21 protein-coding genes and 1 pseudogene are annotated in these 23456 nt (G+C 69.0%); 16 read left to right on the top strand and 6 right to left on the bottom strand.

Annotation, left to right across the window (positions count from 1 at the left end):
• Positions 1 to 135 precede the first annotated feature (135 nt).
• Positions 136 to 5949 (top strand): RHS repeat domain-containing protein, encoded by a 5814-nt coding sequence (locus VEB62_RS10875; protein ID WP_324799226.1) that lies wholly within the window; start codon positions 136 to 138, stop codon positions 5947 to 5949.
• Complete coding sequence (locus VEB62_RS10870; protein WP_324799224.1) at positions 5946 to 6254, top strand: hypothetical protein; 309 nt, start codon at positions 5946 to 5948, stop codon at positions 6252 to 6254. The genes VEB62_RS10875 and VEB62_RS10870 overlap by 4 nt, the downstream gene beginning before the upstream one ends.
• Positions 6255 to 6801: 547 nt before the next feature.
• Here the strand turns inward: VEB62_RS10870 and VEB62_RS10865 are convergent.
• Together VEB62_RS10865 and VEB62_RS10860 are read right to left on the bottom strand one after the other, a co-directional pair.
• A pseudogene (locus VEB62_RS10865) lies at positions 6802 to 7080 on the bottom strand (transposase); the annotation flags it as partial.
• Positions 7081 to 7262: 182 nt separating this feature from the next.
• Positions 7263 to 8330, bottom strand: coding sequence for a glycosyltransferase (locus tag VEB62_RS10860; RefSeq protein ID WP_324799220.1), 1068 nt, complete (start codon positions 8328 to 8330; stop codon positions 7263 to 7265).
• A gap of 97 nt (positions 8331 to 8427) precedes the next feature.
• Between VEB62_RS10860 and VEB62_RS10855 the strand changes: the two genes are divergently transcribed.
• From VEB62_RS10855 to VEB62_RS10840, 4 genes are read left to right on the top strand one after another with little or no spacing between them, the layout of a single operon-like run.
• Positions 8428 to 9060, top strand: coding sequence for a TetR/AcrR family transcriptional regulator (locus tag VEB62_RS10855; protein ID WP_324799217.1), 633 nt, complete (start codon positions 8428 to 8430; stop codon positions 9058 to 9060).
• A gap of 50 nt (positions 9061 to 9110) precedes the next feature.
• A complete protein-coding gene (locus VEB62_RS10850; protein WP_324799213.1) occupies positions 9111 to 9878 on the top strand; it encodes an ABC transporter substrate-binding protein in 768 nt (255 codons plus the stop codon).
• A 26-nt stretch (positions 9879 to 9904) separates the two neighbouring features.
• Positions 9905 to 10867 (top strand): FecCD family ABC transporter permease, encoded by a 963-nt coding sequence (locus VEB62_RS10845; protein WP_414642032.1) that lies wholly within the window; start codon positions 9905 to 9907, stop codon positions 10865 to 10867.
• Positions 10864 to 11658, top strand: coding sequence for an ABC transporter ATP-binding protein (locus VEB62_RS10840; RefSeq protein WP_324799304.1), 795 nt, complete (start codon positions 10864 to 10866; stop codon positions 11656 to 11658). Before VEB62_RS10845 ends, VEB62_RS10840 begins: the two co-directional genes overlap by 4 nt.
• On the opposite strand, the gene VEB62_RS10835 is transcribed toward VEB62_RS10840, so the two are convergent.
• A complete protein-coding gene (locus tag VEB62_RS10835) occupies positions 11613 to 13682 on the bottom strand; it encodes a lytic transglycosylase domain-containing protein (protein WP_324799211.1) in 2070 nt (689 codons plus the stop codon). The genes VEB62_RS10840 and VEB62_RS10835 overlap by 46 nt on opposite strands.
• A gap of 111 nt (positions 13683 to 13793) precedes the next feature.
• On the opposite strand from VEB62_RS10835, the gene dapA reads away from it, so the two are divergent.
• Together dapA and smpB are read left to right on the top strand one after the other, a co-directional pair.
• The gene (gene dapA, locus VEB62_RS10830) at positions 13794 to 14681 is read left to right on the top strand and encodes a 4-hydroxy-tetrahydrodipicolinate synthase (protein WP_324799209.1); all 888 of its coding nucleotides are present in this window, start codon (positions 13794 to 13796) and stop codon (positions 14679 to 14681) included.
• Positions 14681 to 15151 carry an SsrA-binding protein SmpB gene (gene smpB, locus VEB62_RS10825; RefSeq protein WP_324799207.1) on the top strand — a complete coding sequence of 157 codons (471 nt, stop codon included), beginning with the start codon at positions 14681 to 14683 and terminating at the stop codon, positions 15149 to 15151. The genes dapA and smpB overlap by 1 nt, the downstream gene beginning before the upstream one ends.
• Here smpB and VEB62_RS10820 read toward each other — a convergent pair.
• The 3 genes from VEB62_RS10820 to VEB62_RS10810 form a co-directional block, all read right to left on the bottom strand.
• Complete coding sequence (locus VEB62_RS10820; protein WP_324799204.1) at positions 15148 to 15354, bottom strand: hypothetical protein; 207 nt, start codon at positions 15352 to 15354, stop codon at positions 15148 to 15150. The genes smpB and VEB62_RS10820 overlap by 4 nt on opposite strands.
• Positions 15355 to 15486: 132 nt before the next feature.
• Positions 15487 to 16128: a uracil-DNA glycosylase gene (locus tag VEB62_RS10815; RefSeq protein ID WP_324799202.1), complete on the bottom strand. Its 642-nt coding sequence runs from the start codon at positions 16126 to 16128 to the stop codon at positions 15487 to 15489.
• The gene (locus VEB62_RS10810; RefSeq protein ID WP_324799199.1) at positions 16125 to 16694 is read right to left on the bottom strand and encodes a LabA-like NYN domain-containing protein; all 570 of its coding nucleotides are present in this window, start codon (positions 16692 to 16694) and stop codon (positions 16125 to 16127) included. The genes VEB62_RS10815 and VEB62_RS10810 overlap by 4 nt, the downstream gene beginning before the upstream one ends.
• Between VEB62_RS10810 and folK the strand changes: the two genes are divergently transcribed.
• The 8 genes from folK to acpS all read left to right on the top strand — a co-directional run bounded on the left by folK (position 16693) and on the right by acpS (position 23131).
• Positions 16693 to 17253, top strand: a complete 561-nt coding sequence (gene folK / locus VEB62_RS10805; protein WP_324799197.1) for a 2-amino-4-hydroxy-6-hydroxymethyldihydropteridine diphosphokinase — start codon at positions 16693 to 16695, stop codon at positions 17251 to 17253. The genes VEB62_RS10810 and folK overlap by 2 nt on opposite strands.
• Before the next feature lie 56 nt (positions 17254 to 17309).
• On the top strand, positions 17310 to 17741 hold the full coding sequence (locus VEB62_RS10800; RefSeq protein WP_324799195.1) for a hypothetical protein: 432 nt from the start codon (positions 17310 to 17312) through the stop codon (positions 17739 to 17741).
• Positions 17742 to 17838: 97 nt separating this feature from the next.
• Complete coding sequence (gene rpoZ, locus VEB62_RS10795; protein ID WP_324799192.1) at positions 17839 to 18198, top strand: DNA-directed RNA polymerase subunit omega; 360 nt, start codon at positions 17839 to 17841, stop codon at positions 18196 to 18198.
• A 137-nt stretch (positions 18199 to 18335) separates the two neighbouring features.
• Positions 18336 to 20492 carry a RelA/SpoT family protein gene (locus VEB62_RS10790; protein ID WP_324799190.1) on the top strand — a complete coding sequence of 719 codons (2157 nt, stop codon included), beginning with the start codon at positions 18336 to 18338 and terminating at the stop codon, positions 20490 to 20492.
• An 86-nt stretch (positions 20493 to 20578) separates the two neighbouring features.
• Entirely contained in the window at positions 20579 to 21403 is an 825-nt protein-coding gene (locus VEB62_RS10785; protein ID WP_324799187.1) for an LOG family protein, read from the top strand.
• The gene (gene pyrE, locus VEB62_RS10780) at positions 21400 to 21984 is read left to right on the top strand and encodes an orotate phosphoribosyltransferase (RefSeq protein ID WP_324799184.1); all 585 of its coding nucleotides are present in this window, start codon (positions 21400 to 21402) and stop codon (positions 21982 to 21984) included. Before VEB62_RS10785 ends, pyrE begins: the two co-directional genes overlap by 4 nt.
• Positions 21985 to 21995: 11 nt before the next feature.
• A complete protein-coding gene (locus VEB62_RS10775) occupies positions 21996 to 22733 on the top strand; it encodes a pyridoxine 5'-phosphate synthase (protein WP_324799181.1) in 738 nt (245 codons plus the stop codon).
• Positions 22730 to 23131 (top strand): holo-ACP synthase, encoded by a 402-nt coding sequence (gene acpS, locus VEB62_RS10770; RefSeq protein ID WP_324799178.1) that lies wholly within the window; start codon positions 22730 to 22732, stop codon positions 23129 to 23131. Before VEB62_RS10775 ends, acpS begins: the two co-directional genes overlap by 4 nt.
• Positions 23132 to 23456 lie beyond the last annotated feature (325 nt).

Genomic DNA, 23456 nt, shown 5'->3' with positions numbered 1-23456 from the left:
GGGGGCTGGAAACAGACCTCCCTGCCGTACGCCTCTACGCCGAGCGCGACCTGGAGCGGCGGCGTGGGCATTCCGGACCAGTTCCGGGCGACGCTCCAACTGAGCTCCGTCCTGCCCGGAACGACGCCGACGACCATGGTGGCGGCGACCTTCTTCGTCGACGAGATCTATGGCCGGCGACTCGAGATCACCAGCAGCGGGGGCGGGCCTTCTCTGGCCAGCGCCTGGGCGCCGATCCTCACGCTCGACGGTGTCGCGATTTTCGAGGGTCAAGGCCTGTATGGAGCCCAGAACCTGGTCCTGCACCTCGACCTGACCGCCAACCACCCCTTCGCCGCCGAAGGCGGGGATTACGCCGACGCCACCGTCCGCAAGGTCGTCGACTACCTGCAGCCGGCCGCGATCGTCCATGGCTGGGGGCATGCGTCGGCCGCGTTGAGTTCGAAATGGGAACGGGAGCAGGCGGTCGATCGCGAGGGGCCGGTCATCTACCAAGGGGGTCCGCCGACCGCCAATACCGTCCCCGGTCAGGGGGGCGCCACGCTGGGCTTCCTCGGCGGCGGCGATCTGCTGCGGGCCCGGCTGGGCGCGACCTGGCTGGCGCAATTCGCCATGTCCCGCGATCTGCACGCGGAACTGGCCGGCGCGCGCGCCAGCCACCTGCACACCCTCGGCGTGGTGAGTTCGAACAGCAACGCCGTTCCCACGATTGAGTCGATCGGGGCGCCGGGCGGATCGTTGGGCGGCGCCGGCTATGCGGTGCAGGACGAGACTACGGTCATCGATCTGGAATCCAGCTTCGGCTTGGTGTCGCGGACCAGCGACGCCGTCGCGCGGCGCGCGGCGGTTCACGCGGTGGCGGCGACGGCGGCGACCCTGGAAGCGAGCGTGCTTCAGCAACTGACCGAGACGCCCGACGCCGCCTCCACCGCCAGCCGATTCGCCTGGGGCAACAATCCGGAGCGGCTCTGCGCGGACGGCGGGGTCTATTGCGAGACCGAGCAAGGCGCGGCGAGAGCGGCGCACCGGTATGTGTCGGCCGCCATGGCCGCCAACGCGCCGAGCCTGGTGCGCTACGACAACGGTACGGGCGCGCCGACGGCGTTCGGAGGTCTGCCCGCGGTGTCTGGCGGTGTCGCCACCATGTTGAAGGGCAACCTCGCCAGCGCCGTGCAGAGCTACGCCGATGCCGGGTTTGACGTGACCGCCTCAGCGGAATCGAACCTCGGACCGGGCCATCGGCATGGGTCCGAGTATGCGCTCTGGACCGCCCAAGTGGGTGATGACACCGGCGGCGCGACGGTCGATAATTCGAGGTACCTGGCATGCATTATCAAACGCAACCCGGCGTCTTCTTCCGGTTCCGCGGGGCCAGAGCAGGGCGGGCCATGTGTCGGAGCGGAAGGCGCCGCCGGGACATGGGAGTACGTCAACGCATCCGCCATTCCAGCCGATGACAGCGACGTCACCATCACCACCACGGGATATGTCCGGCTTCCTACGCTTCAACGCGGTGGCGCCCTGATCGCCAACCGGTATGACGCGAGCGGCGATCCGCTTGAGATCGCCCATGTGCTCACTCGCGTCGGCGCGCCCTTCAAGGGCGGTGGCGGCCCGTCGGTGACCCAGTCCGGGCGGTTCGACCCGAACGACGCGGGGCAGGCGCTCAGGGACCAATTCGTCGATCGCTCCGCCGCGCTGGGAGTCAACCTGACCGACGGAACGGCCCGCTTCACAAGCCCGACGCTAGCGTCGGTGGGCCAGGGGGAGTTTCCGCACAGTCTCGACCGCCGGATCGAGATCCGGGGCGGAGACCTGCGACCGGCCTCAAGCACCGCCTTTGAGCCGGTCATCGTTTCCAACTGGGACGGCGAGGCCAAGATCGCGTCATCGGCCTATGAAGCCATGGGGCAGAGCCGGGCGCAGGCCGCCGTCCCGACGATCGTCGCCTTCGTCGTCATGCAGGATATGTGGAAGGCGGCGCCGTCGGCCGAACGCGAAGTCGCCGGTGCGCTCGCGGCCGACTGGTGGGCCGACCATGTCCTGGCCAACCTGATCACCATATTCCAGGGTGCCGACGCGCAGCAGTTTGTCAGGGTCGAGGGTGATCGCTTCATCGCCGCCGGCGGCGGCGCGGCGACGATTACCCTGACCGGATCGCGGCAGGCCGTGCGACCCAACGTGGTGTCTCCCGAAGCCCAGGTCGATCCGAACCGCCAGGATCCGCAAAACTGGCAAAAGGAGTCCACGGCGCGCCAGTGGACCTGGTCTTCCGGGACCAAGATCATGCTGCGGGGCGCCCAGGGCGACGAGCGCGAATATGCCTACGTTGGCGGTCTCGCCAACGCGCAGTATTTCGAACAGGGCTATCACGAAGGCTTCCCCATCCAGGAGTGGCGGTTCCCCTTCGGCGTGGAGTTGTCGTTTACAAGGGCCACGCCGGGCGGTCAGGTCACCGGCGTCGTTTCAAACACAGGCCTTTCGCTCGCGGTGCCCTTACCGGGCAGCAGCGCCCTGGCGGGCGGCTGTGCGTCATCGACGCCCGGGTTCCTCACGCTTCCACCCCAGCCGCCCGCCGTCCTGGAGGTCCGCGACGCCGCCAACCGCCTGACCAAGGCCGAGTTCCGACCAAGTCAGACGCGCACGGTCGACCAGAGACCGCACGACGCCTGTCCGCTCCAGCGGGTCTTCGCGCCGCTGAGCGCGACCAGCGCCGCGCTGAGCTACGAGTTCGACTCGCTCGGACGGATCAAGGCGGCCAGGGACGCTATCGCGATAGAGTCTCCGACGACGCGCGGCGCCCACCAAATGTTCATCGCCGATGGCTACCGGGGCGAGCGCCAGGATCCGTTGGGCGGCCGCTACGCCGTGGAGACCCTTAGCGACGGACAGCTGCAGCGGCACATCGACGAGATGGGCCGGGTCTCGACCGCCACGTTCGACGGCAGCGGGCGGCTCATCAGCCGGAAATCGGCCTGGGGTGATCTGACCAGCTTCACCTATGACGCGCGCGACAACCTCATCCAGAGCACCCGGACGGCGATCGCCAACTGCGCCACGGGCCTGACCGCCGAACAGCAGGCTTGGTGGTGTCAGACGGTCACGATGAAGGCCGAATACCACCCGACCTGGAACAAGCCGACCAAGGTTATCTTGCCGGCGACAGCGGCGGATCCACAGGAACGGACATGGGATTTCAGCTATAACGCCCACGGCCTGATCGAAACCCAGACCGGACCCTCGGTTCTCGACGCCCTGACGGGAAACAACGCCCGGCCGGTGTGGGACATCGACTATGATTCCTTCGGTCGTGTGACCCGGACCGAGGATCCAACGGGCGTCCAGACCACCCAGATCTGGGGCGGGGGCGGCCTGCCCGCTTGGTGTTTGCGCCAGATCACGGCCCCGGCCCCGACCCCGATCGTGACGACCTTTGGCTGCGACACGGTCGGCAATGTGACCATCGCGACGGTCGGCGGTTTCACAACCACGACCGCCTACGATGCCCTGCGCCGCAAGACCGGCGAGACGGGCCCGGCCGGGACCGGCATCCAGACCCAATGGGAGTACGGCCCGAACGGCGACCTGATCGAAGAGAGGCGCTGGGACGCCACGGCCGGCGCGTGGCGGGTGACCAGCTCGACGTATTCGCTGACTGGCAAGGTTCTCACCGTGACCGATCCGTCGGGCGACCTGAGCCGCACCTGCTACGACGCGCTCGACCGCCCGGTGACGGCGATCGACGGCGAGCGGCGCGCCACCGTGACCGCTTACAACGCGGCCAGCCAGCCGACCGAGATCCGGCGCTGGCGCCGCGCCGCGGTGGACTCGTGCGTCACCGCCGCGGAACTGCCTGCCGGTCAGACGGAAGAGCGCTGGCGGCGGTTCCTCTACAATGCGGCCGGAATGCAGAGCGCCGAGATCGACGCTCGGGGCAACACCACCTCGCAGGTCTATGACGGTCTGGGCCGCTTGGCCAAGACCATCTATCCGAACGGCGTGCAGGACTGGATGGCGCAGGACCAGCGAGGCCAGGTGGTGTTCCTGCGGACCCGCTCGGGCCACCAGGCCAGCATGTTCTATGACGCCATGGGCCGGGACTATCATGTGCGCGAGCACTCCCAGGCCAACGCCGCCTATGCGTGGACGGGCCGCAACAGCCGGGCCAGCTACGATCTGGCGGGCCGACCCATATGGCGCGACGTGTCGAGCCAGACTACGACCGGTGCGACCTTCGACGACGCGCTACGGCGCGACGTGCGGACCTATGGCTATACCGCCGGCCTTCTGACCACGGACCAGTGGCGGCCGGAGGGAGTCGGGACCGGCAAGCCGACGCTCGCCTTCCTTTATGGCTATGCCGACGGCCGCGGCAACCGGACCTCGGTGACCTGGGTGGACGCGGCTGAGGCTCAATGGACGGCGAGCTACGCCTTCGACGCGGCCAACCGCGCCCGGACGATCAGCTTCCCCGGCGCCGGCGGAACCCAGACCGTGACCCTGAGTTATGACTCGCTCAGCCGCCGCACCGCGATCGATCGGCCCGGTGCGGCCGCCGACACCAGCTACGCTTATGATGACGACAGCGATCTCACGTCGCTGGGCCACGCCTTCGCGTCCGGGGCCGGCCCTGGCGCCGTGACCTTCAGCTACGGCCACGACGCGGCGGGCAAAACCACATCGATCGGCATCGACCAGTCAGCCTTCGAATGGATGCCGACCCTGGCCTATGCCCGGACCTATGGCGCGGCCAACGCCATGAACCAGATCACCTCCGAGGCTGGTACGGCCGTCACCTTCAACGGGGCGGGCGACATGACCTCGGACGGGGTCAACACCTATGTCTATACCTTCGGTCATCGGTTGGTCAGTGCCAGCCGGGCCGGGATGACCGCAACCTACGACTACGATTCCGACGACCGTCGCACCCGCAAGACCGTCAACGGAGTGATGACGCGCACGATGTGGTCCGGAGCCGACGAGATGGCGGAACTGAACTCAGTCGGCGCCATCCTGCGCCGCTTCGTGCCGGACGGTTCAGGCACCATGGACGCGCGGCTGGCCACGGTCGAGAACGACACGCCGCCGACGATCTACTGGCAGCACACCGACCATCAGGGGTCGGTGATCGCCACCTCGAACAGCGCCGGACAGACGGTGGGGACGGCCAGCTACTCACCCCACGGTGAGTTCGGAGGAGGGGCCTCCGCGCCACCATTGGGATCGCCATTCGGCTACACCGGGCGACAGTACGACCCGGAGACGGGACTCTACCAATATCGGGCGCGGTACTACTCGCCTAGGCTGGGCCAGTTCCTGTCGGCCGATCCGATCGGGACAAAGGACGATCCGAATTTGTACCTGTACGTCGGGCTTGATCCGGTGAACTACGTTGACCCGACGGGGAACGAGCACGCGGGCTATGCGGCGTATTCTGGATACGTTGCAAGGGGAGGAACCCGCTCCTTCGATCAATGGAATCAAGACGGACGCGACGCTTGCAACAATTCGCGAGCTCTTTGCCTTGGAAGCTTCGCGGCTTTTGCGTCTCTTGTTATTCCAGGACCAGAAGACATAATTATCGCAGGCTTGGCTGCTCACGCGGTCAGGGGTTACCTTGGGCGTGCGATGACGGCGCGGCTAGGTGTGGTTTTTGGATCTCGATTGGCGCGCGTGGAACACTCAATGCGCCGAATACAAAACATCATGAAAAACAATGCCAAAAGGGACGATTTTCTTGGAGTTCTTAGGGAAAAACGTGGAATTGATACTGGGTTTGATCACATAACGGAGATGCGCCAAAGTTTGCGAGGGTTAGAAACAAATATAGCACGACTTGATGCCGAGATCGCCAGTGGTCGTTTAACCGCCGCTCAGGTCACCGCCGCTCGAGCCTCAAGGAATGCTGGTGCGAGGACGGCAGAAGCCATGAGGAGGGCGCTGCAATGACTTTGTATGACGATCTTCAAAGCAATGACAGGGACACTCTAGTAGATACTCTCTACAAGCTCTCAAGAGCTAAGGGCAGGACTCCGCCGACGCCAAGCGCGATGAGATTGGCTCCCAGTTTGATATTGAGTGACGATGATGAGGTAGCTTGGAGGTCAATAATATTGTTTGGGATCATTTATCCTTCCCCTGTCGTACTTCAAAGTCTCCTTGCTGCTATTGATCGATGGAAAATCAGTGAACCTTATATCGCTGATGCGGCGCGCGATGCGGTTGTAAAAGTGAAAGAGATGCAACTACGGTGACTATGAACTACTGCATGACATCCTATGCGGCTTCGATCCTTCGGCTTGCGCATGCAGTGGCCCGTTCTAACTGAGGAAGAGTTAGACGATCCAAAAAAGGGACTAGGGCCCTCCCGCCGTCTAGATAAAAAGGTTGTCACCTAGCCAAGCCCCACTGCTTACGGGACGAACGCGGCCGATGGTCAAAAGGATGGCCAAGAGGACCTTACTAGGAATACGGCCGGGAGCTTCGATATCCATAGCTTGGCGAGGCCGTCGCTGCACGTCTCGACGGCCACTTGCACCACAGCCTCACAACCCGCGCTTTGCCTCGGTGAAGTGGTTGGCCCCGTTGGATGACCTGAACGAACTGGTGGACCGGGACGCAGCCGCGATGCTGTTCTCGCAAGCGGCGCAGGTTCGGCGCACGTTGTCGCGCTGGCCTTGGCGAAGGGGCGGCCCGATCTGCAGCGGACGTTCGGAACCTCCGCTCTGACTCGAGGCCGTGTAAAAACGCGCTTAACGAAGGCGGGACGTCGTTGGCGGCGAGCCGCGAAGCGCCCGTGGCTCAGGCCCGAATCGCCTCCATCAGCGGCTTCGTTCCGGGTACGGTCATCACCCGCTTCATGTTGTAGGCTAGGATGTGGATGCTGATCTCGCCCTTCACGTTGGGCAGCCGCTTCGTGAGGAAATGGGCGTGGCCCATCTAGGCCTTGATCGTTCCGAAGGGGTGCTCAACCAGCCCCCGCCGGGTGCGCATGGCCTGCGGAGCCAAGGCCATCCGGGCCTGCAAGACATCGATCACCGCTTGGTGCTCCCATCGCGTGACTCGCCGAGTCAAATGCGGCTCTTCGAGTTCTCTAGCCGGACTCGACTTGTTCAAGCCAAGCCACGACTTCACTTGGCGGTGGGAGCCGACCAGTTTCCCATTCAAACACCATGGTGCGGCTGCGGCAGAACAATGCGCCCAGCTCCGTTTGGGAAAGGCCGAGCGTCCTGCGCCGACGTCTCAGTCGAGCGGGCAGACGATCACCCTGCCAACGCTCCATATCCGGTCGGATGATCCGCAAAATGACCGGCTCTTGTCCATGCAGAAAAGGGAACGCAACTCGTTCTCTGGGGCAGCCAGTCGGCGAGGCCGCCCGGCGGGGTCTCCCATGTCGGCCGGGTAATGACGCCCAGCCGCCACCCGTGGCTCCACAGCCGGAAGCCCAGGTCGGCGTCCTCGGTGACGTTGAAGGCGTCCCAGCCGCCGACGGCGCGCAGCACGTCGACGCGGAAATGGTTGCTGGTGCCGCCCAGCGGAAACGGCAGGCCCAGCCGGGCCATGCCGGGCAGGGCGGTTTCGAACAGACTGGCGTATTCGGCGGCGAACTGCCGGTCGAGGAAGGGGGACCCGTCCGGTCCACGCCGGCCCGGCCGGATGCGCAAGGGCGCCTGCAGGCAGGCCAGCCGTCCGCCGGCGTCACCGGCGAAGCGGGCGGCGGCCTCCCGCAACTGGAGCGGATCGGGCTCGTCCTCGGCGTCATAGACGGTGAGAAGCGCGCCGGTCACATGGGGCAGGGCGCAGTTCAGGGCGCGGGGCTTGGTGCCGGGCGCGCCCGGCGGGGCGATGAACACGTCCAGCCAGGCCGGCCGCCGCGCCGCCAGGGCCGCCGCTATGGTCTGATGGTCGTGGGCTTCGAGGATCAGCAGCCCCTGCAGGCGATCGGGCGGATAGTCGATCCGGGCCAGCCGCCCGACGAGTTGCTCCACCACCTCGGTCTCGTCATGCAGCGCCACTAGGACGGTGTAGGGCGGCAGGTCCCCCGGGCCCGCGTCGGGCCGGGGGCCTGCGGGCGTGGCGCTCATCACCACCAGCAGCATCCGCCACAGGGACACCGTCAGAAAGCCCGCTGCGGCGGCGGCTACGGCGAGGGGCGCGGCGGCGGCCGGACGACTCCAGAGCAGGGCGGAGACGGCCGTGACGGCGGCGGCCAGGGCGATCCACTGCAGGGCCGACAGGCCGCGCCACGCCGCGCTGCTCGCCCGCGGCGGTCCGTAGCGCGCGGCGTCGCGCCTGCGATCGAGGAGATCGCTGATCTCCGCCCTTCCCATTGCGCACGGTTAACGCGCCGATTCGCGGGCGGCAAGCGGTTGGCGCAGCGTGGGGATTGCCGCTATTCAGGGGTCCGAGTTCGGAGTCTCGCCTCACGTGACCGCCCCCGCCGCCCTGAATCCGCGCTCGCAGCGCAAGCCGAAGGGCGAGGGCCATGCCCGTCGCGCCGAGATTCTGGCGGCCGCCGAACGCATCTTCGTCGAGCACGGCTACGAAGGCGCGACGATCCGCAAGATCGCCGACGAGGTCGGCCTGTCGTCCACGGCGCTCTACATGCATTTCCCCGAGAAGGGCGAAATCCTGCATGAGATTTGCCGCCAGGCCTTCGCCACCCTGATGGCGGCCAATGAGGCCATCCTCGCCGAGCCCGGTGATCCGGAAACCCGGCTGAACCGGATGCTTCGGGCCTATATCGCCTTCGGCTTCGCCAATCCGAACGCCTATCGCCTGGCTTATATGACGCGTCCGGTCGAACTGAGGGACGGGGCGCAGTCGGCCGCGCGCGAACTCGGGCACGAGCTGTTCCGCTCGTTCGAGCAGGTGGTCGAGGCCGCCGCGGAGGCCGGGCGGCTGAGGGGCGACGCCGCGACCACGGCCCAGGCCTTGTGGGCCGGCGCGCACGGCGTCGTGTCGCTGATGATCACCAAGCCGTACTTCGACTGGGTCGCGCCGGAGCGGCTGGTGGACACCCTTCTGGACGGCCTGTTCGCGGGTCTTCTGAAACCGTGAGGATCCGGGCGGGGGGTCTTGCGGGCGCCGGTCTGGCGTTGGCGCTGGCCTTGGCCGGCCCACCCGCGGGCGCGGTAGAGACGCGGCCCCTCCGGGTCATGTCGCTCGACCAGTGCGGCGATCAGTACGCCCTGGCCCTGGCGCCGGACGCGGATCTGGCCCTCTCTCCCCGCGCCGACGACCCGGATTCGTGGATGCGCGAGGCGGCGCAGGGCCGTCGGCGGACGCGGCCGACGCTCGAGACGGCCATCGCGTTCCGGCCCGACGTCGTGGTGCGCTACTGGGGCGGCGACGCCCGCTTGCTGGCCCGGCTGGAAGCCGACGGCGTCCGGGTCGCCACCATCGACGACGCCACGGATTTCGAGGGCGTGCGACGGAACATCCGGAGCGTTTCCGGCGCCCTCGCGGCCGCGCCGCGTGGAGAGGCGCTGATCGCCCGCATGGACGCCCGGCTGCGCGGGGCGGCGCGTGCGGCGGACGCGCCGAAGCCGTCGGCCCTGTATCTGACGGCGGGAGGGTTCACGGCCGGCCGCGACACCCTGATCGACGCCATCCTGGGCGCGGCGGGGCTGGCGAACGCAGCCGCCATCCGGGGGTTCGCCCCGGTCAGCGTCGAGCGGATCGCCCTGTCGCCGCCGGCCCGTTTCGTGTTCGGCTTCTTCGATCAGACGCGCAGCGACTGGCGGGGACCCGGCCGCCACCCGGTCGTGCGGTCGGCGGCGAGGAACCGGGTCGCGGCCCGGCTGCCGGCGGCGGCCCTGACCTGCCCGGCCTGGTTCGCGGCGGACGCGGCGGCGATGCTGAAGGCCGGCCGGTGACCGGCGGTCCCGGTCGGCTGACGATCATGCTCGCCGTTTCGATCGCGGTCGCGATGTCGGCGGCCGTGCTGTTCGGTGAGAGCGCCTTCGACGGGACGCAACTGGCGCAGGCTTTCACCGATCTCTCGTCCGGCCCGGCGGAGGTCCTTTGGGCGGTGCGGGCCCCGCGCGCGGCCACGGCGCTGATAGTGGGCGTCGCTCTCGGCCTGTCCGGCGCGGTGATGCAGGGGCTGCTGAGGAACCCGCTGGCCGACCCGGGCGTGCTGGGCGTGTCGGCATTGGCGGCGCTGGGCGCGGCGGCCGCGATCGTGCTGGGCTGGGCCGCGCTGCCGGGCGCGGTCGAGGTCACGGCCCTGGTCGGGGCCGGGCTGGCCGGCGGGCTGCTGGTGCTGTTCTCGGCGCGGGTGCGGTCCCCCGAGGCGCTGATCCTGTTCGGCGTGGCGGTGTCCAGTTTCGCCGGCGCCGCCACGGCCCTGATCTTCAACCTGTCGCCGTCCCCGATCGCCACCGCCGAGGTGATGAACTGGCTGCTCGGCTCGGTCGAGAACCGCAGCTGGGTGGATGTCGCCTGGGTCACGCCCGCCGTGCTTCTGGCGGCGGCTCTGGCCGCGCTGGCGGCCCCCGGCCTGCGCATGCTCAGTCTCGGCGAGGAGACGGCGCGGACCTCCGGCCTGCCCATGGCCCGCCTCAGGCTGCTGGCCCTGCTGGCGGCGGCCCTGGCGACCGGGGCGGCGGTGGCGGTCGCCGGGGTGATTGGCTTCGTCGGCCTGGCCGCGCCGCATCTGGTGCGGAGGGCGGTGCGCGGCGACCCGGCCCGGCTGCTGCTGCCCTCGGCCCTGGCCGGCGGTCTGATGCTGGTCGTCGCGGATCTGCTGGCGCGGATGACGCCGACCGATCAGGAGCTGAAGCTGGGCGTGTTCACGGCCCTGGTCGGCGCGCCCCTGTTCGCCCTGATCGCCTGGCGGGCAGCGCGGGAGTGGCGGCTGTGACGGCGCTGGCGCTGGAGACCGCCACGGCCCGGCTGGGCGGGCGCAGGGTGCTGGACGAGGTGACGCTGGCCGTGGCTCCGGGCGAACTGACGGCGTTGGTCGGGCCGAACGGCGCTGGCAAGTCGAGCGTGATCCGCGCCCTGGCCGGTCTGTTGCCCCTATTCGGCGGCCGCGCGCGGTTGGGTGGCAAGGACGTCGCCGACCTGACGCCCCGGCAAAGGGCCGGGCTGGCCGCCTATCTGCCGCAGGAACGGCGCGTCGCCTGGAACCTGCCGGCGGTCGAGGTGGCGGCGCTGGGCGCGCCCTTCCTCGCGGCGGGCGAAGCACTGAAACGGGCGCATCGGGCGCTGGTCGAGGTCGAGGCGGATCATCTGGCCGATCGCGGCGTGGCCGAGATGTCTGGCGGTGAACGCGCGCGGGTGCTGCTGGCCCGGGCGTTGGCGACGGAGGCGGCGGCCCTGCTGGTCGACGAGCCGATCGCCGGCCTCGATCCCGAGGCGCAGCTGATGGTGCTGGAGCGGCTGCGGGCGCGGGCCGAAGCGGGGCAGGCGGTGCTGGCCAGCCTCCATGATCTGCCGCTGGCGGCGCGGTTCGCCGACCGGGTCGTGGTGCTGGACCACGGCAGGGTCGTTGCCGACGGCCTGCCGCTGGAGGCGCTGGCGCCGGGCGTGCTCCGCAGTGTGTTCGGACTGTCGGCGCGCTGGGTCGACGGGCCGGACGGCCCCCTGCTGTCAGCCGCCCGGCGTCACTCCGCCCCGGACGGATCGGTCACGGAACCGCCCGAGGCGTAGGGCTGCGGCCCCGCCGGCGCGCCGCGGCGCAGGTCGCTGGACAGGGTCAGCGGGGCCGAGCCGCCGTTCAGCCGCGCCTTGTAGACCGACATGTTCTCCATCACCCGCATCATGTAGTTGCGCGTCTCGGTGAACGGGGCGCACTCGATGAAATCGACCGGGTCGACCTGTCCGGCGCGCGGATCGCCGCAGCGCGCGATCCACTGCGGTGGCCGGGCCGGACCGGCGTTGTAGCCTACCGTGGTCAGCAGCATCGAGCCGCCGAAACGGTTGGTCAGGTCGCCGAGGTGATAGCTGCCCAGCGTCATGTTGTAGTCCGGGTCCCACAGCCGCTCGGCCGAGAACGGCATGCCCAGCTGACGGGCGACCATCGCCCCGGTCGACGGCAGGAACTGCATCATGCCGCGCGCGTCCGCCCCCGAGCGCGCACGGGGATCGAAACTCGATTCCTGCCGCGTGATGGCGAGGGTGAACTCGAGCGGCGCGGCCCCCGGAACCTGCGGCGGAATCCGGATCGGGTACTGGCGCTCGGGCATCAGATAGCCGCGCTGGCTGGCGGCCCGCCCGACCATCATGGCCGTGAAGCCCTCGCCGTAGGCCCGCGACAGATCCATCAGCAGGGCCAGTTCGGAAGCGCCGGGCAGGTCGTCGTCGAGCTGGTAGGCAAAGACCCGGAACAGGCTGGTCTCGCCGGTCTCGCCGAGGATGCGCAGGGCGCGGACCACCTCATTCGCCTCGAAGGCCGCCTGGTCCGCGCCGGTCGGGACCGGATCTCCGGGCAGGGTGATCGTGGTGATCCCGGCCTTCTCGGCGGCCAGCTGGCCGTAGAAGGTCTGGATGTGGCGGGCGCCGCCCCGATAGAACTCCACCGCCGACGGGGTATTGCCCTGCGCCTCGGCCGCGCGGCCGAGCCAGTACAGCGCCCGGCCCTGGGTGATCGGGGTCGAGGACGCCTGGCGCAGGATCTCGAAATGGGTGGCGGCCCGCGCGGGGTCGTTCAGCCTGGTCAGCGCCACCCAGCCGGCGAAGAACTCCGCGTCGACCTTGCGCTCGCCCGAGGGGAAGCCGTGGCCGGCCATGGCGTCGTAGGCGGCCTGCCAGTTGCGGCGCTCGAGGGCGTCGAGGAAATAGTTTCGCCGCTCGCTCCACAGCGTGTTCTGGCCCTCGGTATGCAGCGGCGCGGCGGGCAGGGCGGCCAACAGGGCGAAACCCTCGGACTGGCGGCCCTGCGAGCGCAGGATGCGGATCCGCTCCAGGGCGACGGCCGGGTCCATCGCTTGCGACGGGCTAAGACCGGCCACCACGGCGTCGGGGCTGTAGGCCGAACGCAGCGTCATCGCCGCCTCGGCCACGGCGCGGCGCTCCGGCGAGACCATCTGGGTCATGGCGCGCGTCGCCGGCCCGTGCGGACCCAGCAGCAGGACATTCAGCCGCGCCTCGTGATCGGCCTGGGTCAGCCAGCCGCCCCAGCGGGTCAGAATGCGGGTCTGCTGCGGCTCGTCGAACGAGCGGGTGCGCCACCATTCGCTGATCAGGGCGCGGGCCTCGTCGCGGCGGCCGCGCTGCTCCAGCGCGTCGGCCAGGGCGATGGCGCCCTCGACCGTGGTCGGACGCGCGCCCGCGAACAGGGCGAGGGCCGCGTCGGGACCGGCATAGGCGAGGTCCAGCGCCCGCTCGGCGGCGGCGCGGCGGCTCTCGGCCCGGGGCCAGCCGGCGAAGGCGGTCTGGGCGACGGCGAGGTCGCTGTACGGCATCTGTTCGGCCGAGGTGTCGAGCAGCGCCCACTCGACCAGCTTTCGGGCGGACGGATCGCGAATCTGGGCCGCGGTGGAGCGGGCGCCGACGATGTCGCGGGCGCGGGCCTGCGTCAGGCCCTGGCGGAAGAGGGCGGTGTCCTGATCGTCGAGAAGCCTGGCCTGCGTCCCCTGCGGGGCGACGGCCGGATACGGCGTTTCCTGCGGAACCAGCGATTCGGGCGCGGGGGCGAGCAGAGCCAGGGCGGCCGCGAGACTGGTTGCGATCATGCCGTGTCCAATCCCCATTCCATGACGGTTGCGGCGGCGTCGCCGGCAACCTACCCTCCCACGCTTCGCCTCAGGCGTCGTCGCCCATTCCCACGCAGGACCATCGTTTCAATGACCGCCCCTTTGTTCAAGGGCGTGATCACCGCCCTGATCACACCACTTCGTGACGGAAAGGTGGACGAAGCCGCCTTCAGGACGCTGCTGGAACGCCAGATCGCGGCCGGGGTTCACGGCGTCGTCCCGATGGGCACCACGGGCGAGAGCGCCTCGCTGCACCTGGACGAGCACAAGCGCGTCGTCGAACTGTGCGTCGAGGTCGCCGCCGGCCGCACCCGGGTCATCGCCGGGGCGGGCTCCTCGGCCACCGACAAGTCGATCGAAATGGTCCGTCACGCCAAGACCGTCGGCGCCGACGGGGCCCTCGTCGTGACGCCCTATTACAGCCGGCCTTCGCAGGCGGGCATGGCGGCGCATTTCGAGGCCATCGCCGAGGCGGTCCAGCTGCCGATCCTGCTCTACAACGTGCCCGCCCGCACCGGCGTCGACCTCGCCAACGAGACCGTGGCCCGGCTGGCGGTCCATCCGAACATCGTCGGCATCAAGGACGCCACCGGCGATCTGGCGCGGATCAGCTGGATGCGGGCCAACATCATCGACCAGCAGTTCGACCTGATCTCGGGCGACGACCCCAGCTATCTCGGCTACCACGCCCATGGGGGCGTCGGTGTGATCTCGGTGACCTCGAACGTCGCGCCTGAGGCCATGGTGGCGCTGCACGAGGCGGCGGCCGCCGGCGACTACGCCACGGCGCGCGAGTGGCAGGACCGGCTGATCGGCCTGCACAGGGGCCTGTTCCTCGACAACTCGCCGTCGCCGGCCAAATACGCCCTTGCGCGCCTCGGCCTGTGCACCGAGGAGGTGCGGCTGCCGCTGGCCCCGACCGCCGACGCGATCAGGCCGGCCATCGACCGCGCCATGGCGGAAGCAGGCGTGGGCTGATGGCCAGCGAAAAGCCCAAGACCAAAGTCATCGCCGAGAACCGGCGGGCGAAGTTCGACTATTTCCTCGAGGACTACACCGAGGCCGGGATCCAGCTGCTGGGCACGGAGATCAAGGCCCTGCGCGACGGCCGCGCCAACATCGCCGAGAGCTATGCGGCGGTGGAGGGACGCGAGATTGTGCTGATCAATGCCGACATCCCGCCCTACAAACAGGCCAACCGCTTCAACCACGAGCCGCGGCGGCCGCGGAAACTGCTGCTGCACCGCAAGCAGATCGACAAGCTGATCGGCGCCGTCCAGCGCGACGGCCAGACCATCATCCCGGTCAAGCTCTACCTGAACGAGGCGGGCAAGGCGAAGCTGGAGATCGCCCTGGCCAAGGGCAAGAAACTGCATGACAAGCGCGAGGCCACGGCCCAGCGCGACTGGCAGCGCGACAAGGCCCGGCTGCTGAAGGAGCGCGGCTAGAAGGCCGAGGACGCTACCGGCTGGGCGTCGAGCACGCCCGGCATCGAGGCCGCCGCCTGGTCGCCGCCCCACGGCCCCAGCGACGGGCCGGTCCATTGCTGGACCATCAATCCGAACACCGCGATCCCCGCGGCGATCAGCAGCGCCAGAACCGCCGCCTTCCGTTCCTCGGGGGTGAACGGTCCCCCTTCGCTGATACGCATCACAACCTCCCAGGTCCCGCTCGATCAACGCGGGCTGGACGACGCTGTTCCCCGGGTTGGAGGCTACACCCGACGACCCTTGATTCGCGTGGCGCGGGAAGCACAGTCGCCTCCCGGGCGACTGATGTTCGTTCACGTTTCGATGAGGGCCCGCGCGCGCAGGAAGACCTCCTCGAACATCGCGGCGGTCAGCCGTCCGGTGTTCGTGTTGAGCCGGGAGCAATGGTAGCTGTTGAGCAGCACGTACGGCCCGACGGAGGCCTCCGCGCCGTGCCCCGCCGCCATCGCGCTGGCCGGCTTGCCCAGCGCCTTCAGCACGTTGCGTCGCGACACGTCGCCGAGGGTGAGGATGACCCTGAGCCGGGGCAGGGCGGCCAGCCGGGCCTGCAGGAACGGCCGGCAGGTCGCCTCCTCGACCGGCAGCGGCTTGTTGCCGGGCGGGGCGCAGCGCACCGCATTGGTGATCATGCAATCGACCAGTTCCAGGTCGTCGTCGCCGTTGGGATCGTAGCGGCCCCGCGCGAAGCCGGTCTTCTGCAGCGTCTCGTAGAGCAGCCAGCCGGCGTGGTCGCCCGTGAACGGCCGGCCGGTGCGGTTGGCCCCGGTGCGGCCGGGGGCGAGGCCGGCGATCAGCAGCCGGGCCTGCGGATCGCCGAACGACGGCGCGGCGCCGTTGAACCAGCCGGGGTTCTGGCGTGCGTTCTCGCGGCGGTATTCGACCAGTCGGGGACAGAGCGGGCAGTCGCGGGGCGCCTCGGGCGGCCAGGCGCTCATTGTTCGAACACCCGGCTGTTGGGCGCGGCGCCCGGCGTGCGGGGCCTGCCGATCTCGGGCAGCAGGTCGTTCAGGTCGACGAAGGCGTCCGCCTGTCGCCTCAGCTCGTCGGCGATCTGCGGCGGCTGGGTCTTCATCGTCGAGACCACCGTCACCCGTACGCCGCGGGCCTGCACCGCCTGCACCAGCCGCCGGAAGTCGCCGTCGCCGCTGAACAGCACCATGTGATCGACGCGCGGCGCCAACTCCAGCATGTCCACGGCGATCTCGATGTCCATATTGCCCTTGGTCCGGGTGTGGCCCTGGGCGTCGGTGAAGCGCCTGACCGGCTTCGTCACCACGGTGAAGCCGTTGTAGTCGAGCCAGTCGACCAGCGGCTTGATCGGCGAGAACTCTTCGCCTTCGATCACGGCGGTGTAATAATAGGCGCGAACCAGAACGCCTTTCGCGCGATACATCTCCAGCAGCCGGCTGAAGTCGAGGTCGGCGTTCAGCGCCCTGGCGGCGGAATACAGATTGGCCCCGTCTATGAACAGGGCGATGCGCTCGGTCGGATAAGGCGTCATGGAAATCGGTTCCGAGAATATGGACGTCCCGGTCGCCGTCGAAATGGACGACGCCGTCGATCTGGACGACGCCGTCATCGTCGCGCTGGGCTGCAATGACAAGGGGGCGTGGCGCGATTGCCGCGAGGCGCTCGAGGCCGCGCTGGCCCGGTTCCGCGCCGAGGGGATCGACCTGCTGGCTCGGTCGTCGTGGTGGCGCTCCGCCGCCTGGCCCGACCCCGATGATCCGCCGTTCCTGAACGGCGTGGTCATCGTCCGCACGGCGCACGATCCCCACGCCCTGATGGCGGCGCTGGGGCGGATCGAGGAGGCCTTCGGCCGTCAACGCGGAACTCCGAACGCGCCGCGCACCCTCGATCTCGACCTGATCGCCTACGGCCGGGTGAGCGGCGATCTCGACGGCCTGATCCTGCCTCACCCGAGGGCGGCGCAACGCAAATTCGTCATGGGCCCCCTGGCGGAGATCGCCGCGGACTGGCGCCTGCCCGGCGACGACCGCACCGCCGGAGATCTGTCCGCCGTCGCCCCGATCGGCGCGGACGCCCACCCGGACCGATGACACGTCGGGCGCTTCGGCGGCCTGGGCCGTTCCGGCCGCAGACGAGCCGCCGCGCCTTGTCGAAGACGGCGGTCATTGACGCGGGACGCGGGCCGGACGAGTTTCCCGGTCCGCAAACAGATCAGGTGAACGCAATGCTCGGCTGGTCGGTGCTCACAGTCGCCGCGATTCTGGGCTCCTCGCAGAAAACGGCCGGCGCCAGGGATTGGATTGTAGGGGATCCTGCGGTGCGGTTCGTCGAGGGCACAACCTCTCCACGCATAGATCCGCTGGGCCGTTGGTCAGGGCGGGTCGCTATTTCAGTTCGCTGCACGATCGAGGCGGACGGGTCCCTGGACGCGTGCGCCGTTATCGAAGAGTCCGAGCCGCGCCGGTTAAGCCATCGTTCCGCGCGCTCCGGCGTGCAGGCGATGCGTCTGCAACTCGGCGAAGGCGGCCCACGACCGGGCGACACCCTGACCGTCGAGGCCGTGGTCTCCCGGCCCTGACGCGAAGCTTATCCGCCTCATTCCGGCCCATGCGGCGTTGCACAATGACGTCCAACCCTATATTTTGTGCGGTTCTCCCCCGCGCTCGAGGAATTTCATGGCCCGCGTCACTGTCGAAGACTGCATCGAGAAGGTGCCGAACCGTTTCGGTCTGGTCCTGCTGGCCGGGCACCGCGCCCGCTCCATCGCCAACGGCGCGGCGCTGACGCTCGACCGCGACAACGACAAGAATCCGGTCGTCGCCTTGCGGGAACTGGCGGAGGACACCGTCAACCCGGACGAACTGCAGGAAAACATCATCGTCACCCTGCAGCGGGTCGATGAGCGCACCGAAGCCGAGGACGAGGCCGAGGTCGTCGCCCTGCTGGCCGAGCCGCAGCACATGAACATGGCGGAAGCCGAGCTGATCCGCGCGCTGCAAAGCGATCGCGACGGCGGGCAGGAGGAGCGGTACTGACGGCTGAACCCGCCAACGGTATCACCATCCTGCCGGCGCGGACCTCGCAGCCCGCGCCGCCTCTGAAAGCTGCCAATCTCAACGACCCGGAGGGCGATCGCCCGCCGGCCGAGGCGCCCGAGCCCTCGAAGGCCCGGGTGCTTCGGCAATTCGAGCTGGTCGAGGCGGTCAGGGCCTACGATCCGACGGCCGACGAGGCGTTGCTCAACCGCGCCTACGTCTATGCGATGAAGATGCATGGCTCGCAGCTGCGGGCCTCGGGCGATCCCTATTTCGCCCACCCGATCCAGGTCGCCGGCATCCTGACCGACTACCGGCTGGACACGGCCACCATCGTCACCGCCCTGCTGCATGACGTGGTCGAGGACACATCGGCCACCCGTGACGACATCGCCGCGATGTTCGGCGAGGAGATCGCCTCGCTCGTCGAGGGCGTCACCAAGCTGTCGCGGCTGGAGTTGCAGGCCGAGCACACGCGCCAGGCCGAGAACCTGCGCAAATTCATTCTCGCCATCTCGAAGGACGTGCGCGTCCTGCTGGTCAAGCTGGCGGACCGTCTGCACAACATGCGGACACTCAAATACGTCAAGCCGGACAAGCGCGAGCGGATCAGCCGCGAGACGCTGGAGGTCTACGCCCCGCTCGGGCGCTCGATCGGCATCCATTCGATCGCGTCCGAGCTGGAAGAACTGGCCTTCGAGCACCTGAACCCCACCGCCCGAACCGCCATCGAGCGACGGCTGGAGGCGCTCAAGCTGGAGCATGGCCGCGCCATCGACGGCGTCTCCCGCGAGGTCGAGCGCGTGCTGGAGGAGGCGGGCGTCCACGCCAAGGTTTTCGGTCGGCAGAAGACGCCCTATTCGATCTGGCGCAAGCTGCAGCGCAAGTCGGTCGGCTTCTCGTCCCTGTCCGACATCTACGGCTTCCGGGTCATCGTCGAGGCCGAGGACGACTGCTACCGCGCCCTGGGCGTGATCCACCGCGCCTGGCCGATGGTGCCGGAGCGGTTCAAGGACTTCATCTCGACGCCCAAGTCGAACAACTACCGTTCGCTGCACACCACCGTGGTCGGCCCGTCCGGCCTGCGCATCGAGATGCAGATCCGCACCGACGCCATGGACCGGGTCGCCGAGGACGGCGTGGCGGCGCACTGGGCCTACAAGAACAAGTCCTACGGCTTCGACAAGGAGGCCATGGAGCGGGACGGCGGGCGGGACCCGCTGCAGAACCTGCGCCACCTCGTGCAGGTCATCGAGCACGGCGAGGGCGGCGAGGACTGGGTCGAGCACGCCAAGCTCGAGATGTATCTCGACCAGGTGTTCGTGTTCACGCCGAAGGGCGCCCTGATCACCCTGCCGCGCGGCGGCATGCCGCTCGACTTCGCCTACGCCGTGCACACCGAGGTCGGCGACACGGCGGTCGGGGCCAAGATCAATGGCGAACTCAAGCCGATGCGGACCCAGCTGCAGAACGGCGACGTGGTCGAGATCATCCGCGGCGCCAAACGCGAGATTCCGGTCGACTGGCGCTCGCTGACGGTGACGGGCCGGGCGCGCTCCGCCATCCGCCGCCACATCCGGACCTCCGAGCGCGGCGAGTTCCAGAAACTGGGCCGCGCCACCCTTGAGCAGACCCTGACCCGGGCCGGCAAGACGGACGCGGAGGTGACGCTGCGCCCGGCGCTGGAGCAGCTGGGCTTCGCCCACGACGACGACCTCTACGAAGCCATCGGCCGCGGCCGCGTGTCCGCCGCCAGGATCGGCGAGATCCTGTTCCCGGCCCTGAAGGGGCGGCTCAAGGCCGGGCCGGACCGCAAGCGCATCGGCGACGACCAGGGCCGGCTGTTTGTCCGCGGCGGCGGCCTGACGCCCGGCGTCAGCGTACATTTCGGCCACTGCTGCTCTCCGGTGCCGGGCGACCGCATCGTCGGCATCCTCGAGCCCGAGGCCGGCCTGACGGTGCACACCATCGATTGCCAGCGGCTGGAGGAATTCGCCGACGACGATTCGGTCTGGCAGGACCTGCAATGGACGCCCCAGGCGGAGCAGGGGGCCGTCGCCGCCGCCCGTATCCGCGCCACGATAAAGAACGCCCCGGGCGTGCTCGGCCAGGTCGCCACGATCATCGGCGAAGCCGGCGGCAACATCCTCAACCTGGTGATGAGTCACCGGCAGCAGGACTTCTTCGACGTCGATATCGATCTCGAGGTCGAGGACGCCAAACACGCCACCGCCATCATGGCCGCCCTGCGCACCAACCCTTCCGTCGACACGGTCGAGCGGGCGCGGGGATGACGGTCGATCGGGTATTCTCCCGGCATGCGTCGGATGCAACGATCCGCATGATGCGCGGTTGATCGCGCGGTGTTTCAAGGCGTGAGATGACTCCCGAAGAACAGGAACGGGCCAACGCGGCGCAGCTGGCCTCGCCCTCCTACCGTATCGCCGCCCTTGATCGGGACTTCCTGCTCAGCGAACCGTTGCGCGGCGTCCGTTTCCTGCTGGAATACGAAAAAACGGAAAGCGCGCTTCAGGCTTGGGGCGTGCGTTCGACCCTGGTGGTGTTCGGCAGCGCCCGCATCGGCGCGGACGGCGCGGGGCGGCACGCCTACTGGTACGAGGAGGCGCGCAAGTTCGGAAAGCTGGCGTCCGAGCGGGGCGGCGCCATTCGCGGCGAGGTCGGCCAGCCACGCGACAATGTCATCGCCACCGGCGGCGGGCCCGGAATCATGCAGGCGGCCAACCAGGGGGCGTTCGAGGCCGGAGCGCCCTCGATCGGGTTCAACGTCACCCTGCCGCACGAGCAGTTTCCCAATCCATGGTCGACGCCGGAGCTGACCTTCCAGTTCCACTACTTCGCCATGCGCAAGATGCACCTCGCCATGCGCGCCAACGCCCTGATTGTATTCCCGGGCGGGTTTGGGACGCTCGACGAACTGTTTGAAATCCTGACCCTTCGCCAGACCGGAAAGGCGCCGGCCATTCCCATCGTCCTGTTTGACGAGGCCTACTGGCGCTCGGTCATCCATTTCGATGCGCTGATCGAGCACGGCATGGTCAGGGCGTCGGACATGGAGCTGTTCGCCTTCGCCGACGACGCCGAGGGGGTGTGGACCGCGCTGCTCGCCGGCGGGCTCAAGCCGGGCGAGAGTATCGAAAAGCCGGCATTGTCCCACACCAAGCTGGCGGCTAAGCGGGACATATGACCTCCGAAGACGTTCTCACCGAATTCCGCGACGCCGGCGCCCTGCGCGAAGGCCATTTCGTGCTGTCCTCCGGCCTGCACAGCCCGGTCTTCCTCCAGAAGAACCTGGTGTTCATGGACGCGGCCCGCTGCGCCCGTCTGTGCAAGGCGCTGGCGGAGAAGATCACCGCCGCCGTCGGCCCGGTCGACGTGGCCATCTCGCCCGCCGTCGGCGGCATCATTCCGGGCTACGAGACCGCCCGCTGGCTGGGCGTGCCGTCGATGTACGTCGAGCGCGAGGGCGGCGAGTTCAGACTGCGCCGCGGCTTCCACGTCGAGCCGGGCCAGAGGGTGGTCATGGTCGAGGATATCGTCACCACCGGCCTCAGCTCGCGCGAATGCATCGCCGCTATCCGGGCGGCGGGCGGCGACGTCGTGGCGGCGGCCTGCATCGTTGACCGCTCCGGCGGGCGCGCCGACGTCGGCGTGCCGCTGGTCGCGCTGGCGACGCTGGACGTGCCGGCCTGGCCCGCCGACGCCCTGCCGCCCGACCTGGCCGCCTTGCCGGTCGAGGATCCGGGCAGCCGGCGGCTGGCGAAATAGGGAGAGCGACGATGGTCTCGCCGGTGCGTCTGGGGGTCAACATCGACCATGTGGCGACGGTCCGGAACGCCCGGGGCGGCGTCCATCCCGATCCGGTCCGCGCCGCGCGCGAGGCCCTGGCGGCCGGGGCCGACGGCATCACCGCCCACCTGCGCGAGGACCGGCGCCACATCACCGACACCGATATCGAGGCGCTGAGCGAACTGTGCGCCGTCGCCGGCCGGCCGCTGAACCTCGAGATGGCGGTCACCGATGAGATGTTGACCATCGCCCTGCGCCACCGGCCGCACGCCGCCTGCCTGGTGCCCGAGCGGCGCGAGGAGGTGACCACCGAGGGCGGCCTCGCCGTCGCCGGCCAGGAGGCCCGGATCGCGCCCGTCGCGAAGGCCCTGTCCGCCGCCGGCGTGCGGGTCTCCCTGTTCATCGAGCCGGCGCTGGAGCAGGTCGAGGCCGCCCACGCCGTCGGCGCCCAGGTGGTCGAGTTCCACACCGGCCGCTACTGCCACCTGTCCGGCGACGGTCGCGCCGTCGAGTTCGCCCGGCTCCAGGCCGCCGCCTCCCGCGCCGCCGACCTCGGCCTGGAGGTCCACGCCGGGCACGGGCTGGACTACGAGACGGCCGCGGACATGCTGGCCATCCCCGAGGTGCGCGAGCTCAACATCGGCCATTTCCTGATCGGCGAGGCGGTGTTCGTCGGCCTGACCCACGCCATCCACCGGATGCGCGCCGCCATGGACGCCGCGTCGTGATCATCGGCGTCGGCGCGGACCTGTCGGACATCCGGCGCATCCAGAACTCGCTGGATCGCTTCGGCGACCGGTTCAAGGCGCGCTGCTTCACCGACCTCGAACGCGCGCGCTCGGACCGCAAACCCGAACCCGCCTGGAGCTACGCCAAGCGGTTCGCGGCCAAGGAAGCCTGCGCCAAGGCCCTCGGCACCGGCATGCGGGCCGACGTCTACTGGCGCGACATGGGGGTGGCCAACCTGCCCTCGGGCCAGCCGACCCTGCAGCTGACCGGCCACGCCGCCGAACACCTGGCCAGGCTGACGCCTCCCGGTCACAAACCGCGGATACATCTGACGCTCAGCGACGAACACCCCTACGCACTCGCCTTCGTGGTGATCGAAGCCTTGCCGATAGCTTAATCACGTTATACCGGTTTTGCCGCTGAAAGACCGCGAACAGCGGCTGGGGGAATAGGGTCAATATGAGCGACGAGAACAAGCCGCACGACGACCACGGCCACGACGCCGGGCACGGTCACGACGACCCCGCGCCCGCCGCGCCGGCTCATGACGAGGCCGCGCTCCACGTCGCGGACGCCCACGCGCACGCCCCTGAACCGGTCCATGACGATCATGGCCATGACGACCATGGCCACGATGATCACGGTCATGACGCCGCCGCGCCGGCCGCTGACGGGCACGCGCACGACGAGGCCGGCCACGACCACCCCGCCGCCGAAGCGGC

The sequence above is a fragment of the Brevundimonas sp. genome, from assembly GCF_035626975.1.
Lineage (GTDB): Bacteria > Pseudomonadota > Alphaproteobacteria > Caulobacterales > Caulobacteraceae > Brevundimonas.
This window is presented reverse-complemented; position numbering and strand designations above follow the sequence as displayed.

Bases quoted from the DNA above. Each gene is read 5' to 3' on its own strand.
- pyrE (WP_324799184.1), top strand. From the start codon at position 21,400: ATGACCTCCGAAGACGTTCTCACCGAATTCCGCGACGCCGGCGCCCTG.
- VEB62_RS10785 (WP_324799187.1), top strand. From the start codon at position 20,579: ATGACTCCCGAAGAACAGGAACGGGCCAACGCGGCGCAGCTGGCCTCG.
- VEB62_RS10815 (WP_324799202.1), bottom strand. From the start codon at position 16,128: ATGAGCGCCTGGCCGCCCGAGGCGCCCCGCGACTGCCCGCTCTGTCCC.
- VEB62_RS10820 (WP_324799204.1), bottom strand. From the start codon at position 15,354: ATGCGTATCAGCGAAGGGGGACCGTTCACCCCCGAGGAACGGAAGGCG.
- dapA (WP_324799209.1), top strand. From the start codon at position 13,794: ATGACCGCCCCTTTGTTCAAGGGCGTGATCACCGCCCTGATCACACCA.
- smpB (WP_324799207.1), top strand. From the start codon at position 14,681: ATGGCCAGCGAAAAGCCCAAGACCAAAGTCATCGCCGAGAACCGGCGG.
- VEB62_RS10870 (WP_324799224.1), top strand. From the start codon at position 5,946: ATGACTTTGTATGACGATCTTCAAAGCAATGACAGGGACACTCTAGTA.
- VEB62_RS10860 (WP_324799220.1), bottom strand. From the start codon at position 8,330: ATGGGAAGGGCGGAGATCAGCGATCTCCTCGATCGCAGGCGCGACGCC.
- rpoZ (WP_324799192.1), top strand. From the start codon at position 17,839: ATGGCCCGCGTCACTGTCGAAGACTGCATCGAGAAGGTGCCGAACCGT.
- VEB62_RS10875 (WP_324799226.1), top strand. From the start codon at position 136: ATGGTGGCGGCGACCTTCTTCGTCGACGAGATCTATGGCCGGCGACTC.
- VEB62_RS10775 (WP_324799181.1), top strand. From the start codon at position 21,996: ATGGTCTCGCCGGTGCGTCTGGGGGTCAACATCGACCATGTGGCGACG.
- VEB62_RS10845 (WP_414642032.1), top strand. From the start codon at position 9,905: ATGCTCGCCGTTTCGATCGCGGTCGCGATGTCGGCGGCCGTGCTGTTC.
- VEB62_RS10810 (WP_324799199.1), bottom strand. From the start codon at position 16,694: ATGACGCCTTATCCGACCGAGCGCATCGCCCTGTTCATAGACGGGGCC.
- folK (WP_324799197.1), top strand. From the start codon at position 16,693: ATGGAAATCGGTTCCGAGAATATGGACGTCCCGGTCGCCGTCGAAATG.
- VEB62_RS10835 (WP_324799211.1), bottom strand. From the start codon at position 13,682: ATGATCGCAACCAGTCTCGCGGCCGCCCTGGCTCTGCTCGCCCCCGCG.